The organism is Acinetobacter sp. A47 (assembly GCF_000805455.1).
Lineage (GTDB): Bacteria > Pseudomonadota > Gammaproteobacteria > Pseudomonadales > Moraxellaceae > Acinetobacter.
The window spans coordinates 225554-244354 of sequence record NZ_JSUS01000032.1 but is presented as its reverse complement, the minus strand read 5'-3'; the positions used below and the strand labels follow the sequence as shown (position 1 = coordinate 244354).

The window sequence follows — 18801 nt, the reverse complement described above, 5'->3', positions numbered from 1 at the left end:
AGCAAGTCCGTTTGCCCGGAGTCTTGAAGTGTTTTGTTATGGTGTCAGGTAGCTAACCGCCAGAAGCTGTCTGGTTCTATAAGAGTCCTGGTCGGAAAATTTGGCAAACCATGATCATAAATACTGCTACAGCTAATTGCTTGATACCATTAATGGCAATCTTTGAAGTTTCATGATTGCCACAAAACCGATGTATTTCCCCTATTCCAGTAAATAAACGACATAGTTCAGCGCTTTATCAATCTACTTTTTAACTCTAACTCACGTGCCTTTAATTTTTCATTGATACATTTGATCTGGAGTAACTCTTTGGTTGATTCACAATTTGCCGGATCTGTAATACTTTTACAGTCTATCGATTTATATTCTCCCCACAAACGCTGCGAGATAAGAAGGCTATTTCTTTCTTCTTTAACAGATTGGGCCAATAACCGTTGATAAGTCCTCATCAGCTTAGACTCCAAGGGTTTATTTTCCTCTTTATAACATTGAATCAATAAAAAGTCTGATAATCCGACTTTTTCAGCACAAGAAGCATGGGTAAAAGATGCTGCGAAAAAGGATAAAACAATAACGAACTTATTCAACACAAAATTTCATCATTAAAGTAAATTTATATTGTTAATTTATAACATAGTTTACAATTTTATGGATAATTATATGTAAAAATATACATGAAATTTCACCAAAAAGCTTGTCTATATCCTCTAAATGTTTAGTCGATAGTCATTCTGGTTGCGCTTACTTGCCATCCCCCATCTTATCGAAATCCCCTGTTGATGCTTTGCAAAACTGATTGGTCTTTAAAACTTCATTTTTGTTATTTAAGTCAAGTTTTAGATCTGATCCTTGTTTAAAGGATCATTTGCCTGTATTTCTTTCATAAAAAAAGCTCATCGCGTAGATGAGCTCTGTCAAATGATCCCTCAGTCTCCGATTGGAATTGACAATTTCAGCTGGCTGCTTCGATGCTGCATAGGCATAGGTTGCTGTTTTACAATCTTTTGCTGGTAATCACGATCAGAAATCACGCCCCGGTTTCGGGCCTTTTGCAAAGAATTAATCTGCTGTTCATAGCCATGTGCATTTAAAGCATCAAAATGCCGATGTTCCAGATAATATTGAGCTCTATCATGAGGACTCATATTTGAAGTCTGTGACTGGATTTCATGCCAGCTTTCTAAATCCTGCCTGTCCTGATTTATCCGGTCTTGCTCTTGTTGTTTCCATGATTCAAAAAAATCTACGTGAACACTATTTTCATCTGTATATGAAGGGGCTGCATTTTCCAAAATCAAGATTGATTGTTTTTTATCTAAAAAATTATCAGCACTATATATCGAGCTGACACTGACCATACCCATAAGAAGAATTAATAATTTTTTCACCCAATCCACCCAAACATATAACAAATAAAGACAAGTGTATATTATAGAATTTTCACGTGATTTTATCAAATTTAGTTTATAAAACAAAAACTTATAATTTTAGGAGTAACTCATAACTGAGATATTCAGGGTCAGGGCGGTAAATGAACCCTAAGCTCTCTGCATTTTTCAGAAATTATCTCATTCATATAAAGGTTTAAGACAAGACAGATGGAGAAAAGTTTAAAGGCGCTTTTGCAGGAAAGGCCGTAGTTTTGTAATGTGCTCAATAATAAATCGATGCCAGATCGTGAAAAATAGCATCGATTTACTTATTGTTTATAAAATCTGGAACTGACAAGATTAAGCGTTAAATTCAGCTTGAGACATCTCACCCAAGTAACAAATTGATGTAGCAAACAGATTTGCAGGTTGTGTAGAAGGATCATTTTGTTTAATCCATTCAGCACCAATAGCGTTCAGCTCATTCAGTTTGGATTTTGAAACCGGAGGCAAGAAAGTCTCTAATGGCAGTTGGATCGTAAAGCTTCTTGTATTTCCATTATTACTTGCTTCATTAAAGGTATAACCAATTAAATACCAATGATATTTTTGTTCAGACATTTGTTATTCTCAAGTTTAATGTTGAGCTATTTTTATACCATAAAAAGTTTAAGAATTTGATGAAAAACAGATCGATTGATTATTTTTTAGCAATGATTGCTGCTATAACTGGTTGTGAGATGTACTGTGTGAGTTCAGTACATCCGTGTTATATCAAATTCAGGAAGATGATTGTAGCAATCCTTTTTCCCGCAAGATTGGCATAACATGATCCCTGAAATAAGGAAACTCCTTGGTATAGTTAAGGAATGATAAAGTACTACCTGAAAATCCTGTCTGCTTTAACCGGATTAACCCTTCGGCAACCTGTTCTGGCGTGCCGACCAATGGAAATCCTCCATGACCCACTACAATGCGTTGGCGTAATCCTTCAAATAAATCAGGTGGAAAAGACTTGCAAAAAGAAAATAAGGTATCTATGAGATGTTGTACTGCGCCGTGATCAGCGTTATTCAATTGCCGATCCCATTCCGCTTGGGCTTCCTCTTCAGTTGGCCGACAAATCACATGTGAAAAAGTCAAAACTTTTATAATTTTATTCAACTTTTCTGCCTCTTTTTTTCAGCGTTTCAATTTCTGTCACCGAGCGTTCAAGATCAGATGCAGGCGTGAATAAAAAGTCTGAATTCCGGATCGCAAATTCACGTCCTTCTTTAGAACCTGCAGCATTCAAGATGGGAGGGGCTGGTATTAAAGTCGGCTTACCATAAGTACCCTGGGTTTGAAAAAATTTACCTTCCCAGTCGAATGGTTCTGAGCTTTGCCATATTTTTTTAATGAGTCCATACCATTCATGGGCATATTCATATCTTGTTTCATGATCATCTGGCAGCTGTATTCCCATCGCATCGTATTCTGGTTTATTCCAGCCCGCCACAATGTTGAGCCCTACCCGATTGCCTCCTATCTGGGCCATTGTCGCAATCTGCTTGGCAACAACTACCGGATGGTTTAAAGCACTATGAATAGTGGCAAAAACATGAATTTTTCTGGTTTTAGCCAATAATGCCGATGTCCAGGTTACCGTTTCCAGTACCGTTCCATGAAAGTCTTTTTCCCCTCCATGACCAATAAAACGTGCAGCAGACAAAAGAAAATCAATGCCGGCATCATCTGCCATTTGTGCTAATTCCAGATTTTCTGACCAACTGGCCTCCCAGCCATCTTCTAGCGTAGAAGCAGTCAGCCCACCAGAACAGTTTGAAGCAAAAATACCGAGCTTAAAATGATCGGTTAAGTTAAAATTATGTTGTTGCATGCATTTTTCCTTTTAATATCAGAATGAAAACTGTTTATTGAGCTAAGACAAATATATGTTCAAGTAAAAATTATGATTTTAAAGAATAGCGAATATTTCAATATATTCATTTTACTCTTCTAGAGAAGTGCAATCGCTAATGCTTCCAATCAAGCATAAACGCCGTAACCCACTTTATTTAGAACCAGGTTAATAATTCAGGATTGCTGGCTTTGATAAACTGGTGTTCATTCATACTCATTAATTGAATTTCACCATTGGTTAGTTTCAGGGAAGTGATGCTGGTATTGGCAATCGACCAGCTTAACGCGAAAGTACGCTGTACATTAAGTTCAAGCAATTTGCCAAGAATTACCGAAATAACCCCGCCAGAAGTAAATACTACGGCTTCTTCAGGTCGCTGATCAGCAAGTTCCTTGCATAAACTTTGTAGTGCCTTTTCTACTCTGGTTTTAAACATCGGCCAGGATTCATCATACTCATGATGAAATGTTTCATCTGCCCATCGTATAATTGCTTTATCAAATACTTGGGCGAGATATGTTCGCGGATCAGTCTCTTTAAAAATATCCTGCTTTAATAGCTCCGGCTGAGCAAACCGGGGTTCATACAGTGAAAAGACCTGTTGATGATTAAACTCGTTCCATAATTCATCTGTTCTATAACTTGCCTCAGGAAAACATTCCTTCAAAGAAATCTGGGTGGTCTGTTGATGTCGCTTCATGCTTCCGGAGACGATATAGGGTTGTTTAGTAAAAATATGCTTGAAATGTTGCCCCAGAATTTTCGCTTGTGTTACTCCAAGTGCCGATAGCTCGTCATAATTCATTTGACCAAATGAAGCTTGACCATGTCTGACTAAATAAATGGTGGTCATTTCTATATCCTGATTAAGCCAAGTTAAAAAAAATCAGCTCTCTTAACCTAACTGATTGATGAAAGAAAGAATTTATTGAGGGTATTGGTATGTGTGTGTTTGCTTTTAAACTTCATATTTACTTAGGCTATTTTTATACCTTCAAGCTCATATCAATAGGATTTAAGAAAATCAGGATTTAAAGTAATTCAAGGGAAGTTTTAAATAGCGAATACCATTAGATTCGGGTTCCGGAAAACGTCCTGCGTCCATATTGATCTGAATTGCAGGTAATATTAATTTTGGCATAGATAAATTTGCATCACGTGCCTGACGCATACGCACAAAATCCTGTTTTTTTGTTGCCGCATTTAAGTGAATGTTGGCCTGTTTTTGCGCTTTGATACTGGTCTCACAGACATAGTGATCCCGACCTTCAGGTTTATAATCGTGACAGAGAAAAACCCGGGTCTGTTCTGGTAATTGATAGAGTCTTTGTATGGAGTCAAATAGCAGTTCTGCACTCCCCTTAGGGAAATCACAACGGGCCGTACCATAGTCCGGCATAAATAAGGTATCTCCAACAAAAACAGCATCCCCCACCACATAGCTTAGACAGGCAGGTGTATGTCCAGGCGTTGGAATATTATAAGCATCCAGGTTTCCTATTTTGAAATACTCATTATCCTTAAATAGATAGTCAAAAATTAACCGGGAATTAAAATATTTAATATCAAGATGATAAATTGCACTAAAGGTTTCCTGTACCACAGCGATGTTCTGGCTCATGGCGACCTTTCCGCCAAGCTTTGACTTTAAATACTGTGAAGCTGTTAAATGATCGGCATGCACATGAGTTTCCAGAATCCACTCTACTTTTAAGACATTACTCTGTATATAGGCAATGATCTCATCAGCATGGCTTGTAGAACAGGTTGCAGAAGCTGCATCATAATCCAGTACACTATCAATAATTGCACAGCAACGGGTTTCAGGGTCGCTCACCACATAACTGAAAGTATTGCTATTTTCATCGAAAAATGCTTTGACTTGTGGATTTGGCATGATGGGTCTCCTCACGATTTAGCCCATAGACGATGAATCAACATACCGATTAACATGGCAATAACAAAATACCAGATTTGTGAATAACCCAGGCCAATAAGCGTTATGGCTGGCGCCGGGCAAATACCAGCCATCCCCCAGCCTGTTCCAAACAACAATGCACCCAAAATCAATTTTCTATCGATTTTTCGGTTATCAGGCAGTTTAATGTTTTCACCCAGTACTGTTTTAGGAACGCGAATTGCCTTTTGGAATGGGATAAAAGCAATAGCTATCGCCCCGACCATGACAAATATTAAGCTACTATCCCAGTCACCTGTTATATCTAGAAATCCTAATACTTTTTCAGGATTCGACATGCCCGAAACCAGTAACCCTAACGCAAACAGGCTACCAAAGATAAAAGCAGCTAACTTTTTCATTATGCTACTCCCAAAATATGGCGAACCACATACACTGTTATCATGCCGGCACCAATAAATATCATTGTGGCAAGCATAGAACGTAACGATAAACGGCTAATACCACAAATTCCGTGTCCGCTGGTACAGCCTGAACCAAGTCTCGTCCCAAACCCGACCAGTAAACCGGCCACAATTAAGCCGACTGGTGAAGTATTCAGCACTATCTCGGGCTTTATAAAATATTGATAAATGACAGGTGTAATCATCAGGCCCAGTAAGAACCATAGCGCAGAGCTGCCCAGAAAGGTTTTTGGTTGTAATAATTGTGCGATTAGGCCACTCACTCCTGCGATACGTCCGTTTACATATAAATACCCGACGGCAGCCATACCAATAAGGATTCCTCCAGCTAGAGCCAAAACAGTACCCATCATAGACGCTCACCTTTAATTCAATATATATTTTTATAATATATTATTTTATAAATAGTTCAACTAAAATGCCCACAATAAAAAAGGCTTAATTCCCTATGAGGGTCATTAAGCCTTTCAGATTTGTGCTAAATCCGGATTAACGGATTAAGTCTTCAATACCAATTAACTTTGGTAACTTCTCAATCACTTTATTCAGCTCTGCATTGGCTGGTGAGATACAGCCTGTATAATGGCTCAGTTTGGTAACAGTACCATCTTCCTGTTTCCAGGCAAAATATGCGTTTTGCTGATCTGTCGCAGTTTCATCACAGCCAGTGGTTTTAACATTTGCACCTGTTGCCGGGCGATATGTTTGTAACTCTTGCTGAAGTTTTTTATAAACAGAAGGATCAACTTTTAAATCCTGAGTACCGGTCACTTTGGTATATTGTTTGCCATCAAAATGAACCGCACCTTCTGGTGTAATTTCCACAGAATAAATTGGACACGCCCCAAAGCAAGGACTGGTTGAGTAACGAATGGTTTCCTGTGCAAGCGTTTGTGGCTGTTGAGGAGTTGTTGCGCAGCCCACTAAAGAAAAAGTAAAAAGGCCCGCAAGTAATAATTTTTTCATTTATTGATCCATTGTTAAGTCTGTTGTTTAAATTTAACAAAACGTCAGTTTTTTGTCATTTGTGATAATGTAAAAAAACAGTAAATTTCACTTAAATCTACTTAGGCTATTTTTTAATGAGCCAAAAAATAATCTAAATAACCAGAAGATCTTAAAATTATCAGACTTGTTGTGATTGAAGGATTAAACGGGCCAGCTCAAGATCATCAGCGTAAGTAATTTTAATATTATCAGATCGCCCTTGAACAACGCGTACCGGTATATTTGCATACTCCAGAGCACTCGCCTCATCTGTGATCACAACCTGATTGGCCAAAGCCTTTTCAATGGCATTTTTTAGCACACCCAGCCTCGCCATTTGCGGAGTCTGGGCTTGCCATAACATTTCACGGCTTACCGTTGCTCCGATCTGATGCTGTGATTCAACTTTTTTCAGGGTGTCACGTACCGGAATCGCTAAAATCGTACTTTGGCTACTCTGCTCTGCCGTGTTTACAAGAAGTTGCAAACACGCCTGTGTGACACATGGACGTGCAGCATCATGCACCAGAACCCAATCATTTTCATCTGCAATTTCAGTTAAGTAGGCTAAAGCATTCAAAACAGAGTGCACCCGTTCAGCTCCACCTGTACAAAAATGCAATCTATCTTTATGTTGAAATGGAAGGGTCTGGGCAAAATTATCTTGCTGGCCAATAGCCAGTACACAACCTGCCAGATCAAGGGTATTAAGACGATTAACGGTATGCTCAAGAACCGTATGTTTTTGAATATACTGATATTGTTTTAATTCGGTTTTGGAAAAACGACTGCCCGAACCTGCTGCTGGTACAACCGCCCACAGCTTAGTCTGGGTTTTCATTGGTCGCAGTATCTTCTTTTGCGTTTGGATCGATATAAATCGGTTTATAGTGCGTACTGATCGTACTCATTTGTACAAAGGTTTCATTTGGTTTAATCAGACCCAAGTCTAAACGGGCATGCTCTTCAATTGCTTCGCTGCCATTTTTTAAATCAAAAACCTCAGCTGCCAGAATACGGTTCCGCTCTTTAAGTTCCGTATTGATTTCAGCTTGCTGAGCAATTTGCTGGGTCAAAGCCTGATGAGGGAAATATCCTCCCTCACCAAGCCAGAATTGATACTGTAAGCTTGCAACCAAAACGACAACAAGCAACAGAATCAATTTACTCGAGGTCGACCGAAACATCTCTAACATGAAAAAGCCCCTACATCCTTTTAAAAGGAAGATCATCTGCGAATTCTATAGGATTATGAATTTGCAGAGTTTCTCTCTTTTGTAAAGAAAGATGACCAGAACTTTTCAACATAAATAATTCGACCTTATTTTAGACCTTTGAACTCAGCCTTACCGCGGTAAGCTGCTTTCGTTAATTCTTCAATACGAAGTAACTGGTTATATTTCGCTACACGGTCAGAACGGCAAAGAGAACCGGTCTTGATCTGGCCTGCAGCCGTACCAACAGCCAGGTCAGCAATGGTTGAGTCTTCTGTTTCACCAGAACGATGTGAAATTACAGTGCTATAACCATTTGCTTTTGCAAGGTAAATTGCATCTAAAGTTTCAGTTAATGTACCGATCTGGTTGTATTTGATCAAAATCGAGTTACCGACTTTCTCATCAATACCACGTTGTAAAATCTTAGGATTGGTTACGAATAAATCGTCGCCAACCAACTGGATTTTATCACCAAGGATTGAGGTCAGATAGCTCCAGCCTTCCCAGTCAGACTCATCCAGACCATCTTCAATCGAAATGATCGGGTATTGGTTAACCAGACCAGCAAGATAGTCAGCAAACTGATGGCTTGTAAATGCGCGGTTACCTTCGCCTTCTAGAACGTATTGACCGTTTTTATAGAATTCTGAAGATGCACAATCCAGTGCAAGCATCATGTCCGAACCGGCTTTATAACCAGTCAACTCAATTGCTTGCAAAATCACCTGAATTGCTTCTTCATTAGAACGCAAGTTTGGTGCAAAACCACCTTCATCACCCACCGCAGTATTCAAACCCTGTTTCTTTAAAACCGATTTTAAAGAATGGAATACTTCAGCGCCCGCACGTAATGCTTCAGCAAATGAAGTAAAACCAACTGGTTCAATCATAAACTCTTGAATATCAACAGTATTGTCTGCATGCTCGCCACCGTTCAAAATGTTCATCATCGGCACAGGCATAGTCAGGATAGTTTGACCACGAAGATCTGCGATGTACTGGAAAAGAGGAAGTTTCTTTTCTTCAGCAGCAGCACGCGCAGCAGCCAATGACACGGCCAAGGTTGCATTCGCACCTAATTTCTCTTTGTTTTCAGTGCCATCAAGCGCGATCATTGTATTATCAATGTCTTTTTGCTCAAAAACAGATTTACCCAACAAAGCATCACGAATTAAGGTATTTACGTTATTAACTGCTGTACGAACGCCTTTACCCAAGTAACGTGATTTATCACCGTCACGAAGTTCTAAAGCTTCACGAGAACCAGTTGAAGCACCAGATGGTGCACATGCACGACCAACAACCCCAGATTCTAAAATTACGTCTGCTTCGATGGTTGGGTTACCACGAGAGTCCAAAATTTCGCGTGCACGGATGTCAACGATTTGGCTCATGAACAATTCCTCTGTTGAATGAATAACAAGATGCAGTTTATTGCATCAGTGGGTGTCTAACTTTTTGAATCCTTTAACTAAAGTATCCAACTCTTTCAATTGCGCCAAGAATGGCTCAAGCTGAGATAAACGCAATGCACATGGGCCATCACATTTTGCAATTTCCGGCTCAGGATGCGCTTCAAGAAATAAACCTGCTAACCCTGTTGCCATGCCTGAACGGGCCAGAGTCGTAATCTGGGCACGACGGCCACCCGCAGAATCTGCACGGCCACCCGGCGTTTGCAATGCATGAGTTACATCAAAAAATACAGGTACATTCATGTCTTTCATGGTATCAAAGCCAAGCATATCGACAATCAGATTGTTATAGCCAAATGCTGAACCACGTTCACAAAGAATAAGCTTGTCATTTCCGGCTTCCAGACATTTATGCAAGATATGACGCATTTCATGGGGTGCCAGGAATTGGGCTTTTTTGATATTGATAATGGCTTGGGTTTTTGCCATTGCTTCAACAAGATCAGTCTGACGACTTAAAAAGGCAGGAAGCTGGATAATGTCTGCGACTTCGGCAACAGGCGCTGCCTGATAAGGCTCGTGGACATCCGTGATGATCGGCACATTAAAATGCTTTTTAATATCAGCCAACCATTCAATTCCCTTTTCCAGGCCAGGGCCACGGAATGAATTCAGGCTTGAACGATTTGCCTTATCAAAACTTGCCTTGAATACGTAAGGAATGTCTAAGCGTTTGCAAATATCAACATACGTTTCAGCAATTTCAAATGCTAAATCTTTTGACTCAAGTACGTTCATTCCGCCAAATAATACAAATGGCAAATGATTTGCCATTTGTATATCGCCTAAACGTACAACTTCTTGTGGTTTTAATTGTGACATTTAAACTTTCCCAGTTTATTTAAACTTACATTACTTACTTTTGGTGCTGTTTTTTAGCAGCCTCAATAAAACTAGCAAATAATGGATGTCCATCACGTGGTGAACTTGTAAATTCCGGGTGGAATTGTACAGCAATAAACCAAGAATGTTCAGGAATTTCTACCGTTTCAACCAAATGTTGTGCTGAAGAGTAACCAGAAATCTTCATACCCGCCTGTTCAATCGCCTCGATGAAACGGTTATTCATTTCATAACGATGGCGGTGACGTTCGGTAATTTCAGCTTTACCATACACTTCACGGGTCTTGGTGCCTTCAACCAGTTCAGATTTCTGTGCGCCTAAACGCATCGTACCACCCAGATCAGATTCCAGGCTGCGTTGCTGTAATTCGCCACGCTCATCCAGCCATTCAGTGATCAGACCAATGAGTGGATATTTGGTAGAACGGTTGAACTCTGTTGAGCTTGCTTCTGGCATACCGGCAACATTACGGGCATATTCAATCACAGCCAATTGCATGCCTAAACAGATTCCCAAGAAAGGAATATTGTTTTCACGGGCATACTGGATTGCCTTCATTTTACCTTCTGTACCGCGCTCACCAAAACCGCCCGGTACCAAGATCGCATCAGCCGTACTTAAAACGTTAATGTCTTGCTGTTCAAGCTCTTCAGCATTGACATAGTCAATCTGAACTTTGACACGGTTCTGAATGCCCGCATGTAAAAGTGCTTCATTGACAGACTTGTAAGCATCCGGCAGTTCTACGTATTTACCTACCATCGCAACACGAACCGTGTATTCCGGGTTAAGTAATGCTTCAACAACATTATCCCAGTCTTCAAGGTTTGCTTCAGGAAGATCATTGAAACCAAAACGTTCACAGATCAGGTCATCAACGTTTTGTTCGTAGAAAGTACGTGGAATCTGGTAAATGGTTTTTGCATCTTTACATACAACAACCGCACGTGCTTCCACATTTGTAAACAATGCAATCTTGCGTTTGGTATCGACATCAACATCATATTCAGTACGGCAGATCAGGATATCTGGCTGAATACCAATGGAAAGAAGTTCTTTTACAGAATGCTGGGTTGGCTTGGTTTTAAGCTCAGCTGCTGACTTGATGTATGGCAGTAAGGTTAAATGCATGAGCATGGTACGTTTATGGCCCAACTCGACCATAAGCTGACGCACTGATTCCATGAATGGAAGTGATTCGATATCACCGACAGTCCCGCCAATCTCAACAATCGCAACGTCGTAACCTTCACCTGCGCGAAGTACGCGTTCCTTAATGTTATCTGTAATATGTGGAATAACCTGAACCGTTCCCCCCAGATAGTCACCACGACGCTCTTTATTTAAAACGTCCTGATAAACACGACCACTGGTGAAGTTATTCAGTTTGGTCATTTTCGCACGACGTAAGAAACGTTCGTAATATCCCAAATCTAAGTCAGTTTCAGCACCATCCTCTGTGACGAAAACTTCACCATGCTGAAATGGGCTCATGGTGCCTGGATCGACGTTAATGTATGGATCCATTTTTACCATAGTGACTTTTAAGCCACGAGCTTCCAAAAGTGCAGCAACAGAAGCAGCAGAAATACCTTTACCTAGTGATGAAACCACACCACCAGTGACAAAAATAAAATGGGTCATTGAGTTTCTCGTACAATCGAGCCGAAATCGGCCTACAATGTTGGGCAATTTTACTGTACTCTGCCCCTATAAAGCAAAGTCAAACCGCATCAATTCAAAGAACTATAAACAACTGGTTATTCTATCAGCATTTTCGATAAAAATTTACGGATTTTGATTGTTTTTTATACTTAAATTGCATTTAAACCGTTTTACTTGTCATCTGCTCACCTGAAAATTCCTTTTTTGGGCTCAGTAAACCGCTCATTCTGTCAATAACGGCTGGCAAGCTTTTATAAAATATAAACAAACTCTACAAAGCATAGGGATTTCTTCACATACTTTTACTGTTATAATTCGTGCTGTCCTTATTTAATATGTTGTTTTAGCAATGGCAAATAAAAAACTTTTAATTTGTGCAGCATTGGCGACTGGTCTCCTATTAACTGCTTGTGTGAAAAAAGAAGAACCTAAAAACGAAGAGCAGCCAGAACAGACGACAACCGAAGCTCAGCCTCAACCACAGCCTGAACCTGAAAAAATTCAGGAGTTTGAGTCTTTGGAAAGTGTAGACAAACAGGAAGCTCCAGCCCCTGCTGTTGAAACGACACGAGAAGAAACTGCAAATACCACAACAGAAATTCGTCGTGAAACCCGTCCGGTTCAGAAAGAAACACCGGCTACTACTAGCGAGACTCCACGTACCGAGCAACCCAAACCAGCCAAGACAGAACAACCTAAGGCTGAGCCAAAACCTGTGAAAGTCGAGCAACCAAAAGCAGAAGCAAAACCGGCCAAGACAGAGCAGCCTAAAGCAGAACAAACTGCAAAAGCACCAAAATCATCTACACCGGCACAAAGTGAAGATGATGCTGTTGCCGCAGCAATTGCAGCCGCGACTCCTGCGCTGAACAACTAATTTTAATTGTCAGCGAACAAAAGCCATGAATCACATCTTAAGATTCATGGCTTTTTTATTTTTTCCTTTAATAATTCTTAAAAAAATCTGCCATTAAGCGTGAAGCCCAGGATTTCACACTCAGGCTTTCGTAAAAACCGCAATGACTCCCCTTCTTCGTTGTAACTACCGCTATATTTTCCATGCGCTGAATAGCCTCTTTATACGGCTCCAGATTCTTGATCGAGCATACCGGATCATCTTCGGCATTTAGAATCATTAATGGAATCTTGACATTTTCAAACACATAGATGGGATTTATAGCCTGACAGTAGCTCTGGTAATCCTGAAACCCGGCCATCTCAAAATATTCTTTCTCAAACTCTTCCAGACTGGTGGCCGTGAGTACTTTTTCTACCGAAGCAATCTGGTTCCATGTGCTCTGGTAAGGATAAATAAAATACTTAAACAGCTTCCTAGTCATCATTTTGCTATAAAAAGGATGCACGTTTTTAAAGCCGATCTCGGTGTTATAGCCTGGACACATGGCAAACGCAGCCTTAAATGGTGTATCGGCCCCCTGTTCTCCCAGATAACGGACTAACAAGCCAGTACCGGCTGAAGAACCGACTGCATATAAATCTGACTGTGGAAACAGGGTCTGAATGTGTTGCAGTTGCTCTTTCAAATCACTGGTTGAGCCAAACAGAGAAATGCGGGGTACAGGCATCGGTAAACCGGCATGTCCACGGCGCAGGCACAGTGCAATTCTCCAGCCCGTATACTCATGCAGGTCTTTAACCAGCTCACACATGCTTTCAGGTGTGCCTGTAATGGTATGCATAATTACCACGGTTGGCGTTTCCGGTGGCAAATCATATCCATACCATGCAATTGCGGTTACACCTCCATCCTGCATGCGTAACTGTTCGATACGATCATATTCAAGTTTGACTGTTTTCTTACGGATGATGTCAAAATATAAAAGGTGGATATGGGTATTGCTCAACCATGGCGTAGGTCGATACTTCTGCTTCAATTGTGGCAGTTTCTCCAAAACATCTTTGATTGTCCCTTTCGGGTCATAATACATTTTCGGTTGTTCCGCACCCACAACCGCATCAAATAGTTCTGCACCTAACACTTTAATTTTGTCTAAAGCCGATATACCCATATCCACTAACCGCCTCTAATGATGAGTAAATGTCTGTCGTACCAATGTTGCAACCTGCTGCCCCCAGATCGCGTAAATCTCTTTACCAGGATGAAAACCGTCACTGGCCATAGGCAGATTCATTACCTGAAATTTTTCAAGATCATATTGAATAAACCGGGTATCCGCTTGAGAAACCAGCCAGTGTTGCAATGCCCGATTCATCTGTTCTGCATACCGTCCAAATAGCCAGGCCATAGGATGAGGTAAAGCCGGAAAATGCTGCATTGGCGGTACACCAGATACAATGATCAACTTGGGTTGAAACTTTTCTTTTATATAGGTAATAAGTTGTTTTTGCTGTTTTAGCCAGGACTTTGCTGAAGTCAGTTTTGTCACATCATTAACACCGATCGAGGTGACGATAACATCATAGCATTGTTGATCTAACTGTTGTACCGTTTGGTAAACTTGCCGGGTTGTATCCCCCGTTTTGGCTTGCAACTTCCAGTGCAAACGATATTGATTTTGCAATTTCGAAATAATGGCACCCGATAGAGCTTCTTGCTGGGTGCTTACCCCCACACCGGCGGCAGCCGAATCACCTAAAATCAGTATGGAAAGCGGCGGTCCTTGGCCAACTGTTCCTTCACGCTCTCCACTGGCTTCTGGCAGGTGTGGTGTATGCTGGCGTACCTTCCTGCCTTGTATGAACAATACAGGCAATAATGCAAGAGTTGAAAGCTTTAACCACATTTTAAATCTCTGAATATTACTTAGGCTATTTTATAACGGCTCATCTGGTTGGTATTGAGCAAATCTGGCTCCCATTTTTTCAGCTAACGCAGCCAAACCACTCATTGGCCGAATCATGACTTCAAAATCCGTAATCTGGCCCTGATCATTAAAACGAATCATATCAATCCCTTTTAATGACTTCCCGCTGACATTGGCACTAAATTCCAGCACTACATTCTCACCATCTTCAGTATAAAATTCCCGGTGATAAGTGAAGTTCTCAAATACCTGAATCACATTGGTCAAAATAAAAAAGACCACATGCTTTCCCTGATAAGGTTTATAAGCAACCGGAGAACGGAACACGACATCATCTGCAAGCAAGTCGTTGAGATTGGATAAATCATTTGTCTTGATCATCTGATGCCAGCTTGCTAAAGCCTGTTTTGTTGTTTCAATGGTCATTGTTATTTTCCTTAAATCAATTTCCGTTCTATTCATTAAAAGTTAACGGGCATTTTCCCAGCGAAGAAAATGCCCGTCTCAAGTTTATAAAACAGCTGCCAATTCAGCACCCTGACGTATTGCCCGTTTAGCATCCAGCTCACCGGCTTCTTTGGCACCACCAATCAGATGAACATTTTTACCCTCGGCTTTGAGCTGGTCATACATGGCAGTATAAGATTCCTGTCCGGCACAAATCACCACGTTATCAACCTCAAGTACACGGCTTTGTCCATCGACTGTTATGTGCAGGCCCTGATCATCAACTTTATCGTAACTTGCTCCAGCAATCATTTTCACATCGCGATGCTTTAAACCGGTACGATGAATCCAGCCCGTGGTTTTACCCAGACCGGCACCAACTGCGGCAGTCTTGCGTTGTAATAAATAAATTTCGCGTTCTGACTTTTCCAGCTCGGCCGGTTTTAATCCACCTACATGCTCATATGCGGTATCAATTCCCCATTCGGCGTAGAATTTTTGAGGATTCAGGCTGCCGCTTTCACCTTCGTGCGTTAAATACTCGGCTGTATCAAAACCAATACCACCAGCTCCGATAATGGCCACACGCTTACCCACAGGCATACGTTCTTTCAGCACCTGGATATAACTGAGTACTTTTGGATGATCAATGCCTTCAAATTGCAATTGACGTGGTGTTACACCTGTTGCAATCACAATTTCATCATAATTGGCCTGACTCAGCTCTTCATAAGTCGCCGTATGATTCAGCACTAATTCAATATTTGGCTGTAATTCAATCTGACGTTTGAAATAGCGCAAGGTTTCGTAAAACTCTTCCTTACCGGGAATGGTTTTGGCAATATTGAATTGGCCACCAATCTGGTTACTGGCATCAAATACCCTGATTTTATGTCCACGACTGGCTGCATAAACCGCAAAGCTGAGCCCTGCAGGCCCTGCACCAATCACGGCAATGGTTTTAACAGTATGGGTTTCCTTGAAAATCAGTTCAGTTTCGTAGCAAGCACGCGGATTGACCAGACAGGTGGCAATTTTCATTGAGAAAATATGATCTAGACATGCCTGATTACAACCAATACAGGTATTGATCTCATCACTACGGCCCTGGCTGGCTTTTAATACAAACTCAGGATCAGCCAGCATAGGACGAGCCATCGACACCATGTCCGCATGCCCTGAAGCAAGAACATACTCCGCCATTTCTGGTGTATTAATACGGTTTGAGGTAATTAAAGGAATTGCCACCTCGCCTTTTAACTTCTCAGTCACCCATGTAAATGCAGCGCGAGGTACTTTGGTCGCAATGGTCGGAATACGTGCTTCATGCCAGCCAATACCGGTATTGATAATGGTTGCACCCGCCTTTTCAATTTGTTTGGCAAGGTGGATCACCTCTTCCAGCGTTGATCCCCCTTCAACCAGATCCAGCATCGACAAGCGATAAATAATGATGAAGTTCTCACCGACCAACGCACGGGTCCGCTTTACAATTTCAACTGGAAAACGGATACGGTTTTCATAACTTCCGCCCCATTCATCATCACGATGATTGGTACGTGCAGCAATAAACTCATTGATCAGGTAACCTTCTGATCCCATGATTTCAACACCGTCATAACCCGCATATTGTGCCAGCTTGGCGCAGTTGGCAAAGTCATCAATCGTTTGCTGTACTTCGGCAGAAGTCAGGGCTTTTGGCTTGATCGGGTTAATAGGTGCCTGAATTGCAGAAGGCGCGACAATATCTGCCTGATAAGAATAGCGGCCAGTATGTAGGATCTGCATTGCAATCTTACCACCAGCCTCATGTACAGCCTGGGTAATCACCTTATGTTTTTCTGCTTCAGCAATACTATCCAGTTTAGAAGCGTGAGCAAAAGTCAGGCCAGCATCATTCGGAGAAATTCCCCCTGTAACGATTAAGCCCACATCCCCTTTAGCGCGCTCTGCATAGAATGCAGCCATACGCTCATAACCTTGTGGTGCTTCTTCCAGTCCAACATGCATAGACCCCATAAGCACACGGTTTTTTAAAGTGGTAAAACCCAGATCAAGGGGCTTTAATAAATGTGGATAAGCTGACATATTTTCTCCTTTGGCTCGCACGCTGCTCGCTAATGCAACTTGTTGCATAAAGTTATAAACAAGATTTGATTTTTATGCAACATATTGCATAATTCTGATGAGTCATTTTTTATTATGGAATGTCATGTCACTCGCCCATGTTTTACTGACCAGCTTATTAGAGAAACCCAGCACCGGTTTCGAACTGGCTCGTCGCTTTGACCGCTCAATGGGCTTCTTCTGGAATGCGACACATCAGCAAATCTACCGTGAACTCAATGGAATGCTGAAAAAAGGATGGATTTCGACATTAGAAGAGCAAGCGGCAAATAGCCGCAAAAAAACCTACCAGGTCGAACAGCTTGGAAGAATAGAGCTGGCCGCGTGGATCGAGCAGCAAAGTGAACCGGCACAATTACGGGATGACCTGATGGTCAGGTTAAGAGCCGAAGCCCAACTTGGCGGCAATACCATTTTGCCGGAACTGGAACGTCACTTATCCATCCATAAGGAAAAATTAAGCCTGTATCAAGCAATTCATGCTAAAGATTTTAAAGATAGCAAACCGACCAGCCGTGTACTGTTCATCCATAAAATGATTCTTGAACTTGGTATCATTACGGAAAGTGAATGGATAAAATGGCTGGAACAGATGATTCCCCAACTCAAAACATTTGAGGAAACCCCATAAACTGGAGCATAAAAATGCCGTTTTATACCATGTCTGATCAGGAAAAACTATTTGTAAGACGTGTTGGTGAAGGAGAACCGGTACTTGTCCTGTCCGGACTGGGTATGCAAAGCTGGCAATGGCTTCCATTTTTATTTGCCAACCGCAAACAATATGAATTTATTATTCCTGACTGGCGTGGCTTTGGGGGTTCAAAACATTGTGCTATTCCAGATCAGGATGCAATTTCCAGTCACTGGAATGATGTAAACACTCTGATCAAGCAGTTAAAACTTGATCAATTTATCCTGATGGGTTACTCCATGGGCGCTACAATCGCCATGCATGGTATGAAGCATGGACATCTGGGCGATAAACTGAAAGCTTACCTGCATATTGATCAAACCCCGAAGATTTCTGTCGATGATTCATGGCAATATGGCTTGTTCGGTCAAAAACACACGCAATTCAAAAGGCTTCTGCTCGATATTCAAACCCTGTTACTTGAATATAAACATGCGCAGAAACTAGAAGACCTACCCGGTGATGTCCGCTACAGGCTAGTCAGCTTATGGGGAGCATTTATTGAACTGCAAGGCAGCAATAGCTATAGTCCCAAGATTTTCAGGCTCGCTTTAAACCGGCCATTTTTACAAAAATATTTACTACCGATTCAACGGCTGGACTATTTGCTTTGGTACGTAGAAAACTATCTCAACCATGATGAAGATTACCGTGAGGCACTTCGCCAGCTAAATTGTCCTACCACCTTCTTTATTGGCCGTGAATCTACCCTTTATCCGGAAACAGGACAAACCCTGATTGCAAACAGCTTAACTAATGCAAAAACCGTATATTTTGAACATTCCGGACACACCCCGCTGATTACCGAACCAAGAAAATTCAGCCAAGAAATCGGCCAATTTCTGGCAGCTCAGACCATCCAGGCGGCTTAACCCGACCTGCATTAAAAAGCCAGTCTCAAGAC

Annotated in this window: 20 protein-coding genes and 1 pseudogene; 3 read left to right on the top strand and 18 right to left on the bottom strand. The window is 41.3% G+C overall.

What is annotated here, in order from left to right:
- Nucleotides 1-227: 227 nt before the first annotated feature.
- The 14 genes and pseudogenes from OC23_RS07745 to OC23_RS07680 form a co-directional block, all read right to left on the bottom strand.
- Nucleotides 228-587, bottom strand: a complete 360-nt coding sequence (locus OC23_RS07745; RefSeq protein ID WP_152607810.1) for a lysozyme inhibitor LprI family protein — start codon at nucleotides 585-587, stop codon at nucleotides 228-230.
- A 339-nt stretch (nucleotides 588-926) separates the two neighbouring features.
- On the bottom strand, nucleotides 927-1388 hold the full coding sequence (locus OC23_RS07740; protein WP_038343993.1) for a hypothetical protein: 462 nt from the start codon (nucleotides 1386-1388) through the stop codon (nucleotides 927-929).
- 342 nt (nucleotides 1389-1730) lie between these two features.
- Complete coding sequence (locus OC23_RS07735; protein ID WP_038343992.1) at nucleotides 1731-1991, bottom strand: hypothetical protein; 261 nt, start codon at nucleotides 1989-1991, stop codon at nucleotides 1731-1733.
- A 159-nt stretch (nucleotides 1992-2150) separates the two neighbouring features.
- Nucleotides 2151-3249, bottom strand: a pseudogene (locus tag OC23_RS07730) (LLM class flavin-dependent oxidoreductase).
- A gap of 178 nt (nucleotides 3250-3427) precedes the next feature.
- Entirely contained in the window at nucleotides 3428-4126 is a 699-nt protein-coding gene (locus OC23_RS07725) for a histidine phosphatase family protein (RefSeq protein WP_038343991.1), read from the bottom strand.
- A gap of 171 nt (nucleotides 4127-4297) precedes the next feature.
- Complete coding sequence (locus OC23_RS07720) at nucleotides 4298-5170, bottom strand: MBL fold metallo-hydrolase (RefSeq protein WP_038343990.1); 873 nt, start codon at nucleotides 5168-5170, stop codon at nucleotides 4298-4300.
- An 11-nt stretch (nucleotides 5171-5181) separates the two neighbouring features.
- Nucleotides 5182-5592, bottom strand: a complete 411-nt coding sequence (locus OC23_RS07715) for a YeeE/YedE family protein (RefSeq protein WP_038343989.1) — start codon at nucleotides 5590-5592, stop codon at nucleotides 5182-5184.
- Nucleotides 5592-6008 (bottom strand): YeeE/YedE family protein, encoded by a 417-nt coding sequence (locus tag OC23_RS07710; protein WP_038343988.1) that lies wholly within the window; start codon nucleotides 6006-6008, stop codon nucleotides 5592-5594. Before OC23_RS07710 ends, OC23_RS07715 begins: the two co-directional genes overlap by 1 nt.
- Before the next feature lie 136 nt (nucleotides 6009-6144).
- Nucleotides 6145-6621 (bottom strand): DUF6438 domain-containing protein, encoded by a 477-nt coding sequence (locus OC23_RS07705; RefSeq protein ID WP_038343987.1) that lies wholly within the window; start codon nucleotides 6619-6621, stop codon nucleotides 6145-6147.
- Nucleotides 6622-6781: 160 nt separating this feature from the next.
- Nucleotides 6782-7483, bottom strand: coding sequence for a 2-C-methyl-D-erythritol 4-phosphate cytidylyltransferase (gene ispD / locus OC23_RS07700; RefSeq protein ID WP_038343986.1), 702 nt, complete (start codon nucleotides 7481-7483; stop codon nucleotides 6782-6784).
- Entirely contained in the window at nucleotides 7467-7838 is a 372-nt protein-coding gene (ftsB, locus tag OC23_RS07695) for a cell division protein FtsB (RefSeq protein ID WP_038343985.1), read from the bottom strand. Before ftsB ends, ispD begins: the two co-directional genes overlap by 17 nt.
- Before the next feature lie 125 nt (nucleotides 7839-7963).
- The gene (gene eno / locus OC23_RS07690; RefSeq protein ID WP_038343984.1) at nucleotides 7964-9253 is read right to left on the bottom strand and encodes a phosphopyruvate hydratase; all 1290 of its coding nucleotides are present in this window, start codon (nucleotides 9251-9253) and stop codon (nucleotides 7964-7966) included.
- Nucleotides 9254-9298: 45 nt separating this feature from the next.
- Nucleotides 9299-10156, bottom strand: coding sequence for a 3-deoxy-8-phosphooctulonate synthase (gene kdsA / locus OC23_RS07685; protein WP_038343983.1), 858 nt, complete (start codon nucleotides 10154-10156; stop codon nucleotides 9299-9301).
- Between the two features lie 34 nt (nucleotides 10157-10190).
- Nucleotides 10191-11822, bottom strand: a complete 1632-nt coding sequence (locus OC23_RS07680) for a CTP synthase (protein ID WP_038343982.1) — start codon at nucleotides 11820-11822, stop codon at nucleotides 10191-10193.
- 370 nt (nucleotides 11823-12192) lie between these two features.
- Between OC23_RS07680 and OC23_RS07675 the strand changes: the two genes are divergently transcribed.
- Complete coding sequence (locus tag OC23_RS07675; RefSeq protein WP_038343981.1) at nucleotides 12193-12720, top strand: internalin; 528 nt, start codon at nucleotides 12193-12195, stop codon at nucleotides 12718-12720.
- Nucleotides 12721-12787: 67 nt separating this feature from the next.
- On the opposite strand, the gene OC23_RS07670 is transcribed toward OC23_RS07675, so the two are convergent.
- The 4 genes from OC23_RS07670 to OC23_RS07655 all read right to left on the bottom strand — a co-directional run bounded on the left by OC23_RS07670 (nucleotide 12788) and on the right by OC23_RS07655 (nucleotide 17164).
- Nucleotides 12788-13873 (bottom strand): YheT family hydrolase, encoded by a 1086-nt coding sequence (locus OC23_RS07670; protein WP_038343980.1) that lies wholly within the window; start codon nucleotides 13871-13873, stop codon nucleotides 12788-12790.
- A 15-nt stretch (nucleotides 13874-13888) separates the two neighbouring features.
- Entirely contained in the window at nucleotides 13889-14608 is a 720-nt protein-coding gene (locus OC23_RS07665; RefSeq protein WP_038343979.1) for an SGNH/GDSL hydrolase family protein, read from the bottom strand.
- Nucleotides 14609-14638: 30 nt separating this feature from the next.
- Entirely contained in the window at nucleotides 14639-15055 is a 417-nt protein-coding gene (locus OC23_RS07660; protein ID WP_038343978.1) for a nuclear transport factor 2 family protein, read from the bottom strand.
- 84 nt (nucleotides 15056-15139) lie between these two features.
- Nucleotides 15140-17164: an NADPH-dependent 2,4-dienoyl-CoA reductase gene (locus OC23_RS07655; RefSeq protein WP_038343977.1), complete on the bottom strand. Its 2025-nt coding sequence runs from the start codon at nucleotides 17162-17164 to the stop codon at nucleotides 15140-15142.
- Between the two features lie 124 nt (nucleotides 17165-17288).
- Here OC23_RS07655 and OC23_RS07650 point away from each other — a divergent pair, with 124 nt between their 5' ends.
- Both OC23_RS07650 and OC23_RS07645 read left to right on the top strand, forming a co-directional pair.
- A complete protein-coding gene (locus OC23_RS07650; RefSeq protein ID WP_038343976.1) occupies nucleotides 17289-17834 on the top strand; it encodes a PadR family transcriptional regulator in 546 nt (181 codons plus the stop codon).
- 14 nt (nucleotides 17835-17848) lie between these two features.
- Entirely contained in the window at nucleotides 17849-18769 is a 921-nt protein-coding gene (locus tag OC23_RS07645; RefSeq protein WP_038343974.1) for an alpha/beta fold hydrolase, read from the top strand.
- Nucleotides 18770-18801 lie beyond the last annotated feature (32 nt).